Origin of the sequence: Celeribacter ethanolicus (genome assembly GCF_001550095.1) — a bacterium.
In the GTDB taxonomy this organism is placed as follows: Bacteria; Pseudomonadota; Alphaproteobacteria; order Rhodobacterales; family Rhodobacteraceae; genus Celeribacter; species Celeribacter ethanolicus.
Genome location: NZ_LRUC01000008.1, coordinates 87,128 through 102,271, shown reverse-complemented (window position 1 = coordinate 102,271; position 15,144 = coordinate 87,128). Strand labels below are relative to the sequence as shown.

At 58.7% G+C, this 15,144-nt stretch carries 16 protein-coding genes; 12 read left to right on the top strand and 4 right to left on the bottom strand.

All coding sequences use genetic code 11. The annotated features are described in order from the left end of the window. Positions 1 to 8 precede the first annotated feature (8 nt). Together NH195_RS04010 and NH195_RS04005 are read left to right on the top strand one after the other, a co-directional pair. Positions 9 to 2,273 (top strand): NADP-dependent malic enzyme, encoded by a 2,265-nt coding sequence (locus NH195_RS04010; protein WP_066703445.1) that lies wholly within the window; start codon positions 9 to 11, stop codon positions 2,271 to 2,273. Between the two features lie 27 nt (positions 2,274 to 2,300). Further along, the gene (locus tag NH195_RS04005) at positions 2,301 to 3,173 is read left to right on the top strand and encodes a ribokinase (RefSeq protein WP_066703442.1); all 873 of its coding nucleotides are present in this window, start codon (positions 2,301 to 2,303) and stop codon (positions 3,171 to 3,173) included. 113 nt (positions 3,174 to 3,286) lie between these two features. Here the strand turns inward: NH195_RS04005 and NH195_RS04000 are convergent, their stop codons facing one another. Continuing rightward, positions 3,287 to 4,510 (bottom strand): argininosuccinate synthase, encoded by a 1,224-nt coding sequence (locus tag NH195_RS04000; protein ID WP_066703439.1) that lies wholly within the window; start codon positions 4,508 to 4,510, stop codon positions 3,287 to 3,289. A gap of 136 nt (positions 4,511 to 4,646) precedes the next feature. On the opposite strand from NH195_RS04000, the gene NH195_RS03995 reads away from it, so the two are divergent. Together NH195_RS03995 and ilvA are read left to right on the top strand one after the other, a co-directional pair. After that, positions 4,647 to 5,399, top strand: coding sequence for a hypothetical protein (locus tag NH195_RS03995; RefSeq protein WP_066703436.1), 753 nt, complete (start codon positions 4,647 to 4,649; stop codon positions 5,397 to 5,399). Further along, a complete protein-coding gene (gene ilvA / locus NH195_RS03990) occupies positions 5,392 to 6,642 on the top strand; it encodes a threonine ammonia-lyase IlvA (RefSeq protein ID WP_066703434.1) in 1,251 nt (416 codons plus the stop codon). The genes NH195_RS03995 and ilvA overlap by 8 nt, the downstream gene beginning before the upstream one ends. Positions 6,643 to 6,650: 8 nt before the next feature. Here ilvA and NH195_RS03985 read toward each other — a convergent pair whose 3' ends face one another. Further along, positions 6,651 to 6,971 carry an Hpt domain-containing protein gene (locus tag NH195_RS03985; protein WP_066703432.1) on the bottom strand — a complete coding sequence of 107 codons (321 nt, stop codon included), beginning with the start codon at positions 6,969 to 6,971 and terminating at the stop codon, positions 6,651 to 6,653. A 208-nt stretch (positions 6,972 to 7,179) separates the two neighbouring features. On the opposite strand from NH195_RS03985, the gene NH195_RS03980 reads away from it, so the two are divergent. Continuing rightward, positions 7,180 to 8,403 (top strand): PP2C family protein-serine/threonine phosphatase, encoded by a 1,224-nt coding sequence (locus NH195_RS03980; RefSeq protein ID WP_066703430.1) that lies wholly within the window; start codon positions 7,180 to 7,182, stop codon positions 8,401 to 8,403. On the opposite strand, the gene NH195_RS03975 is transcribed toward NH195_RS03980, so the two are convergent. Beyond that, a complete protein-coding gene (locus tag NH195_RS03975; protein ID WP_066703422.1) occupies positions 8,388 to 8,819 on the bottom strand; it encodes an NUDIX hydrolase in 432 nt (143 codons plus the stop codon). The two genes, NH195_RS03980 and NH195_RS03975, sit on opposite strands and share 16 nt — an antisense overlap. Positions 8,820 to 8,898: 79 nt before the next feature. On the opposite strand from NH195_RS03975, the gene hslO reads away from it, so the two are divergent. The 5 genes from hslO (at position 8,899) to NH195_RS03950 (ending at position 13,425) form a co-directional block, all read left to right on the top strand. Next, positions 8,899 to 9,900: an Hsp33 family molecular chaperone HslO gene (hslO, locus tag NH195_RS03970; RefSeq protein ID WP_066703419.1), complete on the top strand. Its 1,002-nt coding sequence runs from the start codon at positions 8,899 to 8,901 to the stop codon at positions 9,898 to 9,900. Next, the gene (locus NH195_RS03965; protein ID WP_066703416.1) at positions 9,884 to 10,489 is read left to right on the top strand and encodes a CoA pyrophosphatase; all 606 of its coding nucleotides are present in this window, start codon (positions 9,884 to 9,886) and stop codon (positions 10,487 to 10,489) included. Before hslO ends, NH195_RS03965 begins: the two co-directional genes overlap by 17 nt. Then, positions 10,486 to 11,637, top strand: a complete 1,152-nt coding sequence (locus tag NH195_RS03960) for a CCA tRNA nucleotidyltransferase (RefSeq protein WP_066703413.1) — start codon at positions 10,486 to 10,488, stop codon at positions 11,635 to 11,637. The genes NH195_RS03965 and NH195_RS03960 overlap by 4 nt, the downstream gene beginning before the upstream one ends. Further along, positions 11,637 to 12,851 carry a class I SAM-dependent RNA methyltransferase gene (locus NH195_RS03955; protein WP_066703410.1) on the top strand — a complete coding sequence of 405 codons (1,215 nt, stop codon included), beginning with the start codon at positions 11,637 to 11,639 and terminating at the stop codon, positions 12,849 to 12,851. The genes NH195_RS03960 and NH195_RS03955 overlap by 1 nt, the downstream gene beginning before the upstream one ends. A gap of 73 nt (positions 12,852 to 12,924) precedes the next feature. Continuing rightward, positions 12,925 to 13,425 (top strand): L,D-transpeptidase family protein, encoded by a 501-nt coding sequence (locus NH195_RS03950; protein ID WP_066703610.1) that lies wholly within the window; start codon positions 12,925 to 12,927, stop codon positions 13,423 to 13,425. Between the two features lie 17 nt (positions 13,426 to 13,442). Here the strand turns inward: NH195_RS03950 and dalA are convergent, their stop codons facing one another. Continuing rightward, entirely contained in the window at positions 13,443 to 13,979 is a 537-nt protein-coding gene (gene dalA, locus NH195_RS03945; RefSeq protein WP_066703407.1) for a divisome-associated lipoprotein DalA, read from the bottom strand. Positions 13,980 to 14,184: 205 nt separating this feature from the next. Here dalA and NH195_RS03940 point away from each other — a divergent pair, with 205 nt between their 5' ends. Then, entirely contained in the window at positions 14,185 to 14,778 is a 594-nt protein-coding gene (locus tag NH195_RS03940; RefSeq protein ID WP_066703404.1) for a L,D-transpeptidase, read from the top strand. Between the two features lie 123 nt (positions 14,779 to 14,901). Next, complete coding sequence (locus NH195_RS03935) at positions 14,902 to 15,087, top strand: hypothetical protein (protein ID WP_066703401.1); 186 nt, start codon at positions 14,902 to 14,904, stop codon at positions 15,085 to 15,087. The last annotated feature ends 57 nt before the right edge of the window (positions 15,088 to 15,144 follow it).

The window sequence follows — 15,144 nt, the reverse complement described above, 5'->3', positions numbered from 1 at the left end:
ACGCGCGCATGTCAAAGACCAAACAGACCCGCGAAGAGGCGTTGACGTTCCACATGGAACCGCGCCCTGGCAAATTCGACATCACGCCCAGCGTGCCCATGTCGACCCAACGCGATCTGTCGCTGGCCTATTCTCCGGGTGTGGCCGTGCCCTGCGAGGAAATCGCGCAAACGCCGGAAACCGCCTACGACTATACGAACAAGGGCAACCTCGTCGCGGTGATCTCCAACGGTACGGCCGTCCTGGGGCTCGGTAATCTTGGCGCGCTGGCGTCCAAACCGGTTATGGAAGGCAAGGCGGTTCTGTTCAAACGCTTTGCCGACGTGAACTCCATCGACATCGAACTGGACACCACCGATCCGGAAGAAATCATCCGCGCCGTGCGTCTCATGGGGCCGACCTTTGGCGGCATCAACCTTGAGGACATCAAGGCGCCCGAGTGTTTCATCATCGAGCAGACGCTCAAGGAACAGATGGATATCCCGGTGTTCCACGATGACCAACACGGCACCGCCGTGATCTGTGCCGCAGGTCTGATCAACGCGCTGTACCTCTCCGGGAAAAAGATCGAGGATTGTAAAATCGTCCTGAACGGCGCCGGTGCTGCCGGGATCGCCTGTCTCGAACTCATCAAGGCGATGGGCGCTCAGCACGACAACTGCATCATGTGCGACACCAAGGGCGTGATTTACCAAGGTCGCACCGAGGGCATGAACCAGTGGAAATCGGCCCATGCCGCCGTCACCGATGCCCGCACGCTGGCCGAGGCGATGGAAGGCGCGGATGTCTTCCTCGGCGTGTCTGCCAAAGGCGCCGTCACCCAGGACATGGTGAAATCCATGGCGCCCGATGCGGTGATCTTTGCCATGGCGAACCCCGACCCTGAGATCACGCCCGAAGACGCCCATGCCGTGCGCGACGACGTCATCGTTGCCACCGGGCGCTCCGATTATCCGAACCAGGTCAACAACGTTCTGGGTTTCCCCTACCTGTTCCGCGGTGCGCTCGACATCCATGCCCGTGCGATCAACGACGACATGAAAATCGCCTGTGCTCAGGCCCTTGCGGCACTGGCCCGCGAAGATGTGCCGGATGAGGTGGCTCTGGCCTACGGTCAGAAACTGTCCTTCGGTCGCGATTACATCATCCCGACCCCCTTCGATCCGCGTCTGATCTACACCATTCCGCCCGCCGTGGCGCAGGCCGGGATGGACACCGGCGTGGCCCGTCGTCCGATCATCGACATGGAAGGCTATGCGCAGGACCTTCAGGCCCGCATGGATCCGACCGCGCACCTTCTGCAACGGCTCTATGCCCGCGCGCGTCAGGAACAGGCGACGATGATCTTCGCCGAGGGCGACGATCCCCGTGTGTTGCGCGCCGCTGTGGCCTACCACCGGGGCGGGTTCGGTCGCGCGCTCGTCGTGGGGCGTACCGATGAGATCAGCCGCAAGCTGCAGGAAGAAGGTCTCGGCGAAGCTATTTCCGAGCTTGAGATCGTCAACGCGGCCAACACGCGCCACCTGCAGGATTACAAGGATTTCCTCTACAAACGCCTGCAACGTCGTGGTTTCGACCAGAAGGACATCCACCGTCTCGCCGCCCGCGACCGTCATGCCTTCTCCGCGCTGATGCTGGCCCATGGCCATGCCGACGGCTTGGTGACCGGAGCGACCCGCAAATCCGCCCATGTGCTCGACCGGATCAATTCTGTGTTCGATGCAACGGCACAGGATGGCGCGGTCGGTGTCACGGCGCTTCTGCACAAGGGCCGGATCATCTTCATCGCCGACACGCTCGTCCATGAATGGCCGGTCGAAGAGGATCTCGCCGACATCGCCATCGCTGCCGCCCGTGTTGCGCGGTCCATGGGGATCGAGCCGCGCGTGGCCTTCGCTTCCTTCTCGACCTTCGGCTATCCGGTGTCGGAGCGCGCGCATAAAATGCATGTCGCTTCCGAGGTGCTCGACGCCCGTGGCGCCGATTTCGAATACGATGGCGAGATGACCGTCGATGTGGCGCTGAACCCTGATGCGATGGCCTCTTACCCGTTCTGTCGTCTCTCCGGTCCGGCCAATATTCTCGTCGTGCCCGCACGTCACTCCGCCTCTATTTCCGTCAAGCTGATGCAGGAAATGGCCGGTGCGACGGTGATTGGGCCGATCCTGACCGGTGTCGACAAGCCTATTCAGATTTGTTCAACCGTTTCGACGGTAAACGACATTCTGAACATGGCGATCCTGGCCGCCTGCAAGGTGGGCCAGACCAAGTAAGAAGAACTCTGTTGAGGAGGTGTATAAATGGCGATTTTCAATCTCGGTTCGGTCAATATCGACCGCTTTTACACCCTGCCTCGCTTTCCCGGCCCCGGCGAAACGCTAAGCGCCACCGGGCACAAGATCGGATTGGGTGGCAAAGGGGCCAACCAATCCGTCGCCGCCGCGAAAGCCGGGGCGGAGGTCTATCACATCGGTGCCATCGGCAAGACCGATCCCTGGGTGCGGCAGCGGATCGAAACCTACGGTGCCAATTGTAAATTCCTGCGGGAGGTCGACGAGCCCACCGGTCATGCGGTGATCTATGTCGGGCCCGATGGTGAGAACATGATCGTCATCGACCCGGGTGCGAATGTGAAACAGGACAGCGAATTCGTCATTCAGGCCATTGATCAGGCCAAATCTGGCGATACGCTTTTGCTCCAGAACGAAACCAATCTTCAGGCCCATGCCGCGACCTTTGCGCTGGTGAAGGGCATGCGGGTGATCTACTCCGCTGCTCCGTTCTCCGTCGAGGCGGTGCGCGGTGTGATCCCCGATGTCTCCATGGTGGTGATGAACGCGGTGGAGGCCTCACAGCTCTGTTCCGAGATGGGCATGACCCTCGATCAGATTCCGGTGCCGCAGGTTCTCGTGACACTCGGGGCCAGAGGGGCGATGTGGCGCTCGAACGAAACTGGCGAGGTGATCGAAGTGACCTCACCGAAAGTCACTGCCGTCGACAGCACAGGCGCCGGTGACACTTTTGTGGGCTATGTGGCGGCAGGTCTCGATTTCGGTATGCCGATCCGCACGGCGATGGAGTGGGCGGTACAGGCGGCGGCGCTCAAGGTCACCCGTCCGGGTACCGCGGATGCCATTCCAACCGCGGCGGATGTCAAAGCCTTTCGTGGCTAAGACCGGGGCGGATCCTCTCATGAAAAAGGGCGCCTTCGGGCGCCCTTTTCTTATACGTTTGTCGGACCTGTGCCCGACGGAAGTCCGACAATAGTCCGACGTTTTGCCGACAGTTATTTCAGGCGGCGATTCCGGGCCGCCAGAAGTTTCAGGCGCAGAGCGTTGAGCTGAATAAAGCCTGCGGCGTCTTTTTGGTCGTAGGCACCGGCATCGTCCTCGAAGGTCACGTGTTTCTCGGAATAGAGCGAAGCCTCGGACCAGCGGCCAACGGTATGCGCGGCGCCTTTGTAAAGTTTCAGGCGCACGGTGCCCGACACATGTTCTTGTGATTTGTCGATGGCAGCCTGCAACATCTCGCGTTCCGGGGAGAACCAGAAGCCGTTGTAGATCAGCTCGGCATAGCGCGGCATCAGGCTGTCTTTCAGGTGGCCTGCGCCGCTGTCGAGCGTGATCTGTTCGATGCCGCGGTGCGCTTGCAGAAGAATGGTACCGCCCGGGGTCTCATAGATGCCGCGGGATTTCATGCCGACGAAGCGGTTTTCCACCAGATCGAGCACGCCGATGCCATGTTTGCCGCCCAATTCATTGAGCTTTGTCAACAGGGTAGCCGGAGACATCGCCTCGCCGTTGACCGCAACCGCATCGCCTTTTTCAAAGGTGATTTCGACATATTCCGGCTCGTTCGGCGCCTGTTCCACCGGCACGGTCCGTTGGAGAACGTAGTCCGGCGCTTGCTCTGCCGGGTTCTCGAGAACGCGACCCTCGGACGAGGTGTGCAGCAGGTTGGCATCGACCGAGAACGGCGCTTCGCCACGTTTGTTTTTGGCGATCGGGATCTGGTTTTTCTCAGCAAAATCAATGAGTTTTGTACGGGATGACAGGTCCCAGATCCGCCAGGGCGCGATCACCTTGATGTCGGGGTTGAGCGCGTAGGCGGAAAGCTCGAAACGCACCTGATCGTTGCCCTTGCCGGTCGCGCCATGCGCCACGGCATCGGCCCCGGTCGCTTCGGCAATCTCGACAAGACGTTTGGAGATCAGCGGACGCGCAATCGAGGTGCCCAGCAGGTATTCGCCTTCATAAAGCGCGTTGGCGCGGAACATCGGGAAGACGAAATCACGCACGAACTCTTCGCGCACATCTTCGATGTAGATGTTTTCTGGTTTGATACCAAGGAGTTCCGCCTTCTGGCGCGCTGGCTCCAACTCCTCGCCCTGACCGAGATCGGCGGTGAAGGTCACGACCTCACAACCGTATTCGGTCTGAAGCCATTTAAGGATGATCGAAGTATCGAGGCCGCCGGAATAGGCGAGAACCACTTTTTTAGGCGCAGACATGGGACATTCCTTTTTCGGAGTTCGCAGGCGCGATTATCGGTTTTTTGGGGCAAGAGCAAGGTTTACGCCCAAGATTGCTTTAGCTCCCCGGGCAAAAGCACTAAACCTGCGGGCATAAGTTCTGAGAAAGGTCGTCATGACGGGTTTCATTCTATTCCAAAACGCGGTTCTGCGGGTCATCCGGCATCTGGACGAGGCGCTCGCCGTTTCCGGTCTGATCTGGATCGGCATTCTGATCGTGCAGATTCTCACTTTTAATGCCGTCGATATGGAGGCTTTGGCTTCGGGGAATCCGGAGGCTGTTGCAGGCAGTGGCATCTGGCTCATTCTCCTGTCGAATGTGGTGATGGCGGTGGGCTCCTGCTGGATCGCTGTCGAGTGGCACCGTTACGCATTGGAGGGCAAACGCCCGACCTCGGCCTTCCCGTCCTGGAGCGGGTCCCGCATCTGGGGCTATCTGATCCTGTCGATCATCATTGGCTTGCTGATCGGTCTTTCCGTTGGGCTCTTGGGTGGTCTTCTGCTTGGGCTCTTTGGAAATGTTCTGGCGCAGGCCCTGGGCGGGCTGTTTGTCATGGTACTGATCGCATTGCCTGCCGTGTTCGTGTTTTTCCGGCTCTCTCCGACCCTGCCCGCAGTTGCGCTGGGGCAGAAAATCTCATTCGTTCAAGCCTGGCAGGCCACGAAGCCGCATTCCGCCGTGATCTTTCAGGCCGTGATCCTGTCTATCGCTTTGTTCATCGTGATTCAGCTCATCGGATCGGTGTTCGGAAGCGGTTTGCTGGGCTTGCTTTATGAATTGCTGGCCGGGTGGTTTTTGCTGATGGTCAACGTGAGCCTGTTGTCGTCGATTTACGAACTGGCCATGCGGGGGGAGCTTCATGACTGAGACGGGTCCTTTCACCGAACGTGCGCGCGCTGCGGAAACGCTGGTCCGGCGTCTGTTCGCGCCTACGCCCTGCCTGCGCAACGATCACCTGTCGAAAGCCTATGATTGCGATGTCTGGCTGAAGCGCGAGGATCTGACGCCGGTGCGATCCTACAAGCTGCGCGGCGCATGGAATGCGATGATAAAAGCGCGGGAAAAAGACCCGAGCATCGGTCTTTTCGTCTGCGCCTCTGCGGGGAACCATGCACAGGGCGTGGCTTTTGCCTGTCGGCAATTCGGGGTGAAAGGGGTGATCTTCATGCCGGTCACGACGCCGCAGCAGAAGATCGACAAGACCAAGGTCTTTGGCGGTGACAACATCGAGATCCGTTTGGTTGGCGACTATTTCGACAACACACTGGAGGCAGCACAGAGCTATTGCGCGGAGCAGGGCGGGCATTTTCTTGCACCTTTCGACGACATGGATGTGATCGAGGGGCAGGCGACCGTGGCCGTCGAATTCATGTCCCAGATGGTACCGGACGTAGTTGTCCTGCCCGTGGGCGGCGGCGGGCTTTCGGCGGGCGTGCTGTCCTACCTGCGCGAAACGGCGCCTGCGACCGAGGTCTATTTGGTGGAGCCGATGGGTGGGCGCTCTCTGGCGGCTGCGGTTGCGGCCGGAGAACCCGTGACGCTGAGCGATGTCGACAGTTTTGTCGACGGGGCGGCCGTCGCGCGGATCGGAGCGCTGCCTTTCGGGATTCTGCAGGACATTCCCACCGATCACATTCTCGCCTGCCCCGAGGATCGCATCTGTTCGACCATGCTCGACATGCTGAATGTCGAGGGCATCGTTCTGGAACCCGCTGGGGCCTTGTCGATAGACGCGCTTCAGGACATTCGTGACGCGATTCAGGGTAAACGCGTTCTGTGTGTGACGTCTGGTGGCAATTTCGATTTCGAACGCCTGCCGGAAGTCAAGGAACGGGCACAGCGTTTCCGGGAGCTTAAAAAGTATTTCATCCTGCGTATGCCGCAGCGTCCCGGTGCCTTGCGCGATTTCCTTGACATGCTGGGGCCGAACGATGACATCGCTCGCTTCGAATATCTGAAAAAATCCGCTCGCAATTTCGGATCGGTCCTGATTGGAATCGAAACCGACGATCCGGCGAATTTTGCGCATTTGTTCGAGAACATGAACAAGGCCGGGCTGGTCTATCGTGATATCACAAATGATCGGGATCTGGCGGAATTCGTTCTATAGATGGCTGTTCAGGCAACGGTCCTGCTGATAAATTCAGAGCGTGATTGAGCGTAACTGTCAAAGATTTTGGCCATGTTGATCACTTCGGAGCGCCCCTCTCGCGCTGCTTTTTCTCCGTCACGGCACAAGGCGGAGAAGGCAGCAAAACCGAGGTTCAGCGAACTGCCCTTGAGAAAGTGAAGATCTTGTTCGAGAGACGATGAGTCCGACATGGCTTTCATGCGCTTGATCACTTCGTCGACCTCCTCGAGAAACAGGTCCACAACTTCGCGAAAATCTTCCGCGCCAACTTCGTCTCGCAATTCCGCAACCCGGTCCCAGTCAATCATGGCAGCCTCCTGTCTGTGAGCGATAAGAGTGCAATAAGGTTACGCAAATGTAAGCGCGGTCCCGATTTTCCGGAAAATTTTAGATTTAAGGCGACATTAAATCGTCTGGCTCAGGATGAGCGGAACACGTCACAGGTCAGGGTGCTTCGTTTTGCTCATCGCTCAGAAAAATCACACGTATTTACAAGCCGTACCTGAACGTGGCGTCGTGAACACCGTTCTGGTCGTGGACGATTCGCGGGCACAACGCCGTATTTTGTCCTCTTATCTCGGCCGTTGGGGATATGTGGTTTTCGAGGCGGCTTCGGGGGGGGAGGCGATAGAAATCTGTCAGCGTGAGCCGATTGATCTCGTAGTTTCCGACTGGATGATGCCGGGAATGAACGGGCTGGAGTTTTGTCAGGCCTTTCGGCAACTCGACCGTGCGCATTATGGTTATTTCATCCTTTTGACGTCGAAATCCGACAAGGCGGAGGTGGCTCAGGGGCTCGATGTCGGTGCGGATGACTTTCTGACCAAACCTGTGGCGGGCGATGAGCTTTTGGCCCGCATCCGTGCCGGGGAACGCATTTTGCGAATGGAGCGGGAACTGACGGAAAAGAACCGCCTGGTCAGCTCGACCCTGGCCGAGATCTCGGCGCTCTACGATTCGCTCGATCGCGATCTGGTCGAGGCACGGAAGATGCAGCAGTCGCTGGTGCGAGAGCGGTTCCGGGATTTCCAGACGGCGCAGGTGTCATTGCTGCTGCGGCCGAGTGGGCATGTCGGAGGCGATCTTGTCGGCTTTTTCCCGATCAACGAGCGACAGTTCGGCATTTTCGCGCTCGACGTGTCGGGGCATGGCATTGCCTCCGCATTGATGACGGCGCGGCTTGCGGCCTATCTGACAGGGTCGACACCGGAACAGAACCTTGCGATCCGCAGCAATGAACAGGGTGGGTTTTACCCCGCAGATCCCTCCGAGGTCGCGGCGGCCCTCAATCGGCTGATGCTCGAGGAGATGGAAACGGATCTCTATTTTACCATGATTCTTGGGCATTTCGATCGGTTCAGCGGCGATTTTGTGATGGCGCAATGCGGTCATCCGACCCCGATATTCCAATCGACCGACGGGAGTGTGACCTTCTTCGGTGACGGTGGCATGCCGGTCGGGCTTATCCCGAATGCGCCGTATGAAGATGTGCGTCTGACCCTTTCGCCAGGTGAGCGTATCCTGATTTTCTCCGACGGCGTGACGGAATGTCCCGATGGCGGCGACGGAATGCTCGGTGAGGAGGGGCTTGCCGAGATGTGTCGCAAGGTGAGCCGTGAGACCGGAAACGCGTTTTTCGACACCTTCCTGTGGGATCTCAACGATTACAACAAGGACAGGGATTTCCCCGACGATATCTCGGCTATTTTGCTGGAATATTCCGGTCAGAACACGCGCTGAAGAAAGGCCCGGTCACCGGGATTTCCAAGGCTGACTATGGCTTGTTCGGGGCTTGCCCAATGGACGGAGTGATCTTCTTCTGGCGGCTCGGCCAGTTTGCGGACCGGATGCGCCCGATAGATGTGACAAATCTTTTCGGCCCAGAGATCGTATTCGGGCATGAACACAAACCGTCGAAAGGCTCCGAGAAAGCGCGGCTGTGCGATCCGCCAGCCGGTTTCTTCGAAGACTTCGCGATGCAGGGTCGTCACCGGACTTTCGCCCGGGTCGATCCCGCCCCCGGGGAGTTGGAATTCATTGTGGATGCCTGCCTGATAAGTCAACAGCAGCCGTCCGTTCTTCGGCAGGATGGCATAGGCCCCGGGGCGGGCACGGTAAGATTGTCCCTCAAGTCTGGGTTCTCCGTATCGCCGCATGTCTGCCCTGCCTTTCTTCGGTGGTTGTTCCGCCTATATGAACAGGATATTCCAGCGCCGAAGCTGAGGGGAAGCACAAATGCTCGGATCGAAAATTGCCTGGGACGATACCGTCCTGCCTTTCCAACTGGATGCCTCGGACATCCGCGGGCGCGTGGCGCGTCTCGACGGGGTGCTCAATCGCATCCTCGCACAGCATGCCTACCCGCCGGAAATCGAGGCCCTGGTCGCGGAAATGGCGCTTTTGACGGCAATGATCGGCCAGACGATGAAGCTGCGCTGGAAACTTTCCCTTCAGGTGCGCGGCGATGGTCCGGCACGTCTGATCGCGACCGATTACTATGCGCCCACTGCCGAGGGCGAACCGGCGCGTATCCGCGCCTATGCATCCTTCGATGCCAATCGGCTTTTGCCGCGTGTCGATGCGTTTTCCCAGATCGGCAAAGGCTATTTTGCGATCCTGATCGACCAGGGCAAGGGGATGGTGCCCTATCAGGGCATCACCCCGATTTCGGGCGGTTCTCTGTCGTCCTGTGCCGAGACCTATTTCGCGCAATCGGAGCAATTGCCGACGCGATTTTCCACAACTTTCGGCACCACCCGTCTGGCGGGAGGGGAGGAGCATTGGCGTGCTGGTGGCATCATGCTCCAGAAAATGCCGAAAGCTTCGCCTTTCGCCGCACAACAGGACAACGAGGACGGTGACGGTCTTTTGCAGGCGGCCGACATCCTGAACGATGACGATTTCGAGGACTGGAACCGGGCCAATATTCTGCTCGATACGGTCGAGGATATGGAACTGATCGGTCCGCATGTGCAGCCGACGGAATTGCTCGTGCGCCTGTTCCACGAGGAACGTCCCCGCGTGTTCGACCCGCAACCTGTGCATTTTGGCTGTAACTGTTCGGAGGAAAAGGTGCGTCAGAGCCTGTCGATCTATTCGGCCAAGGATATTTCGCGCATGACCACCGACGAGGGTGTCGTGACGGCAGATTGCCAGTTCTGCGGCGCGCATTATGTGCTCGACCCGAAAACCGTCGGGTTCGAAGCGGAGGAAAGCCCAGATGGTGACGCCGATTGATCGGGATACCCTCAAGGCTCTGCTGAGTGATCCGGGGGCATCTTCTTCGGATTTTGACCTGAACCGAGACCTGCGTCCGGCTGCGACGGCGAAACTGCGCCCTGCGGGTGTTCTCGTGCCGATCCGAGACACGCCTCAGGGGCTGCGGCTGATCCTTACCAAACGCTCCTCGGCGTTGAAACATCACCCCGGTCAGATCGCGTTTCCGGGCGGGCGTGTCGATCCCACGGACCGCGACCCCATTGATGCCGCCCTGCGCGAAGCGACCGAAGAGATCGGCCTGCCGCGCTCTCTTGTCGAGGTTTTGGGGGAGCTTCCGACCCATGAAACTGTGACGCAATTTGAAATGTTCCCGGTTTTGGGCTGGATCAGAGGTGATTTCACGCCAATTGCCGAAGAGGGGGAAGTTTCTGAAGTTTTCGAAGTTCCTCTGTCCCATGTGCTTGATGCCAAGAACTTCTCCATCCAGTCCCGACGCTGGCGCGGTCAGATGCGTTCCTTCTACACCGTGCCATATGGGCCCTATTACATCTGGGGAGCGACAGCGCGGATCTTGCGTGTGCTTGCGGATCGGGTGAGCGGGTTATGAAACTTACGGCGGACTGGATCGAAAGCTCTCCCGCGCAATGCATCATGTCGATGTTTTCCGAGGCGGGGGAGGAGGCTTATTTCGTGGGCGGCTGTGTTCGCAACAGCCTGTTGGGTGTGCCGGTCAGCGATCTCGACATTGCCACGCGGGTGCGCCCGGAGCGCACCGTGGAACTGGCCAAAGCCGCGGGGTTCAAGGCGATTCCGACCGGCATTGATCACGGGACGATCACGGTGGTTGTCGAGGGGGAGCCTTTCGAGATCACGACTTTTCGCAAGGACGTGGAAACCGACGGGCGTCGTGCCGTCGTGGCCTTTGCCGAGACGCTCGAGGAGGATGCACATCGGCGCGATTTTACGATGAATGCACTTTATGCGAAGGCCGATGGCCGCATCGTCGATCCGCTTGGCGGGCTTTCGGATCTTGAGGCGAGACGGGTGCGGTTCATTGACGATCCAGTACAGCGGATTCGTGAGGATTACTTACGAATTCTGCGGTTTTTTCGGTTTCACGCTTGGTATGGGGATGACGAGGCGGGGCTCGACCCCGATGGACTCTCGGCCTGTGCTGCGCATATCGATGGCCTCGCGCGCCTGTCTCGGGAACGGATCGGGCATGAGATGATCAAACTCTTGTCCGCCACCTCACCTGATCGTGCGCTGGGCGCAATGGATCAGAGCGGGGTGTTGAATGCGCTTTTGCCGGGCGCGTCGACCAAGGCGCTTTTCATTCTGACCTCTCTGGAGCGGGCGCCCGATCCGATCCTGCGTCTTGCGGCTCTGGGGGATTTCGATGTGGCGGAGCTTTTGCGTCTGTCGAAGCCTCAAATCCGGTATTATCGGGCCTTGCGAGAAGCCGCTCTCGGAATGCAAAGCGCTCAGGAAATTGCCTATCGGGAGGGTGAAACGATTGCGATAGGGGCCATGACCCTGCGCGCGGCCTTTCTGGAACAGCCTTTGCCGGAGACGCTTGCAAAAGATATACGCGAAGGCCTGGCGGCGCAGTTTCCGATTGCGGCGTGTGATCTGATGGCCTCTCTTTTCGGGAAAGAGTTGGGCGCGGCTTTAAAGCGGCTTGAGCAGGATTGGATCGACAGCAGCTTTCGTCTCACGAAAGAAGAGCTGTTGCGAGGTGTGGAGAGAGGCTGATGGAGTACGTCATTCAGCGGTTGGGCCATAAGGGCGATGGCATTACGGCGGAAGGCCTCTTCGTGCCGAACGCTTTGCCGGGGGAGGTGGTCGAAGGTACGCCTGCCGAGGGGCGGATCGCAGACGTCCGTATTGTCACGCCGTCGCCCGACCGGGTGAAGCCTGCGTGCCGACATGCCAGGGCTTGTGGAGGCTGTGCCCTGCAACATGCCTCGGATGATTTCGTGGCGCAGTGGAAAACCGATTTTGTCGCCACCGCATTGCGTCATCAGGGGATTTCCACCGGGTTAGAGCCTATTTTGACCTCTCCAACGCAAAGTCGACGACGTGCAGTGTTTCATGGAAGGCGGACGAAAAAGGGTGTGATGCTCGGACTTCATGCCCGCGCCTCCGACAGTCTGGTGCCGGTGCCGGATTGCATCCTGATGGTGCCTGAAATCATGGCACATTACGCCGATCTGGAACGGCTGGTCGAACTGGGGGGATCGCGGCGCGGAGAGATGGACATCACCGTGATCGCCTCCGACAGTGGGCTGGATATTTCGGTTCGGAATGGCAAGCCGCTCGATCTCGGGATGCGGGTCGAATTGGGCCAATTCGTGCGGGATTTGGGTCTGTCTCGCTTGTCGTGGAATGGCGAAGATCTTGCTGGGGAGGCGCTGCCCTTCCTGAGTTTCGGTAAAGCTCTCGTCGTTCCGCCCCCGGGTGCATTTTTGCAGGCGACCGCCGCAGGGCAGGCCGCTCTGGTGGCGCTGATGCAGCGGGCGGTTGGCGATGCGGAGCGAATTATCGACCTCTTTGCTGGTTGCGGTACGTTTTCTCTGCCTCTGGCGGAAAGTGCCGAGGTGCATGCGGTCGAAGGTGTCTCCGATATGCTCGATGCGTTGATGAAAGGCTGGCGCCAGGCACCGGGGCTGAAACGTATGTCTGTCGAGACGCGGGATCTGTTCCGGCAGCCTGCGCGCAGCGATGAACTCAACCGATTCGATGCCGCTGTGATAGACCCGCCGCGGGCAGGGGCGCAGGCGCAATGCGCGGAAATCTCCAAAAGCAATCTGACGCGTGTGGGATTCGTGTCCTGTAACGCAATCACCTTTGCCCGTGATGCCAAACAGCTTATCGATTCGGGCTTTGAGTTTGAGTGGATCGTGCCAGTGGATCAGTTCCGCTGGTCGACCCATGTTGAAATTGCCGCCTGTTTTCGACGCGCCTGATCTGCGAAAATGATTTGGCGGGATTTGCCGATCCGGTGTATGGAGTGGAAAAAACAAAGATCGGGTAGTGATCATGAAACGGCGGGTTTTCCTTGTCTCGGCAGCCTCTGCGCTGGCCTTTTCCAAAGCTGCGTTTGCACGCGAACTGAAGCCCTATTCGGGGCCGGAGATTACCCGGGTGGTGATCTACAAGGAGCGGCGCAGACTTTATCTCCTGCATGGAGATGAGATCGTTCAGGAGTACAAGATCGGTCTGGGTGGCAATCCGGTCGGTCCGAAGCAATTCGAGGGCGATGGCAAGACGCCGGAAGGCAGCTATATCATCGACCGCCGCAATCCGAATTCCGCCTATCACCTGTCGCTTGGGATTTCCTATCCGAACGCCGAAGATGCCGCCTATGCTCAGGCAATGGGGCGGCGTCCCGGAGGTGATATTTTCATCCATGGCCGGGCCGGTGAGAACCGTGGCAAGGGCAAGGACTGGACTGCGGGGTGCATCGCCGTCAAGGATCGCCATATCGAGAAAATCTACATGATGGTGCAGAACGGCACCCAAGTCGATATTTTCCCGTAATATCTGGATGCTACGCCTTAGTTGGCGGCGTAGGCCTGTGCGGTCTGCGCCCCGATCAGCAGGGTCCACCAGAGCTTGCCGCTGTCCTCCTGATACCAGGCAAAGCCGATATCGGTGGCGCGGCTGTCGAGGATGACGTCACGCGTGTCGGGCTGCTCCATCCAAGCTGAAAGAGTCTCGAGCTCGGTCTCGTAGGTCTCGGAAATATTCTCGCCCAGCATCAGTCCGCTGTAGCCCGAGCGTGTCACCCGATCGAGCGGCGAAGAGCCGTCGGAGCCGAAATGCCAAGGGCGGTTCTGGACGTGCATGTCGCGCGAATGGGTTGCGGCGGCGGCGTTTAGGTTGGCGTTGAGCTGTACCGGACGTTCGCCGGCGGCGGACCGCAGGGCGTTGATCGAATCGAGCATGCGATACTGGATCGTCGCTTCGTCCTTGGCGTGGACGCGATAGACGCGGGGCAGGGGCTTGCCATCGGGGCCAAGACGTTCGGTCGGTGTTTCACAAGCGGTCAGACCGACCAGGGCCAACATGAGGATGGCGACGATGCGCGACATTCCGGATACTCCATGAACTTTAGCGGCCGGGATTTTTGGCCAAGATGATTGGCATGAGTTAATCGCTTTGCGGGCCGGGATCAAATCCTGTTCGCGGCTTTTCGCCATGAGGGGCGCCCATGAACGATTGTTTGATTTGCGACTGCAACAAACGCGCCATATAACGCATGGCGATCAAGCTCACATCACGAAATGGCGAAGTCTCATGAGTAAAGCCCCCGTTTTCAAGTTTTCCCGGCGCAGTTTCGTGGCCGGGAGTGTCGCGCTGTTGAGCACGCCTGCGCTTGCGCAGTCGGAAGGGACGACGGAGATGGAGAACGATCTCTCGACCGTGGTGCGCCGCAACATTTCGAGCTTTCGCTCGCTGGATTGGCGACCCTATTTCAGCAATCTGCGCAACGGGGCGATCCTTGTGGACACGACCTCTCGGGCACTGCATTTCTGGAGCGAAGACCAGAGCATCTATAAACTCTACCCGACCTCCGTGCCGTTGAGCGAGGATCTGACCCGTCGCGGACGGACCGAGGTAATCCGCAAGGTCGAGGGGCCGAGTTGGGCGCCGACGCCGTCGATGAAGCAACGCAATCCCGAATGGCCCGACTTTGTTGGTCCCGGTCCGAACAATCCGCTGGGCACTCATGCGCTTTATCTGAGCTGGCAGTATTACCGTATCCACGGCACCCACGACACGCGCAAGATCGGGCGTCGGTCCTCGAACGGGTGCATAGGTTTGTACAACGAACACATCGCGGAGCTGTTTCAGCTCGCCAAGGTCGGCACGCAAGTGTTGCTAATTTGACGACAAGAGGTCGGAAAATATGGCAGGATCAAAGGAGCAATTGATTTTGCTCACGATTGGTTCATATAGCTGATTGTGTGAAACAAACCTGCCCTCTGTCGTGGGGTTCAAGGAGGATTGACTATGAAAAAACTCGCTGTTGCTGCCGTTTTCGCTCTGGCTGGCACCGCTTCTTTTGCTGGCGGCTACTCTGAGCCGGTCATCGAAGCTCCGGTTGTTGTCGAAGAAACCTCTTCTTCGTCCGCTGGTGGCTACGTTGTGCCGCTTCTGATCCTGGCTCTGGTGGCTGCTGCTGTTGCTGCCGACTAATCGTCGCCAGACACAACAGAATTGAAAGGGCGGTTCTTTTGAACCGCCCTTTTCATT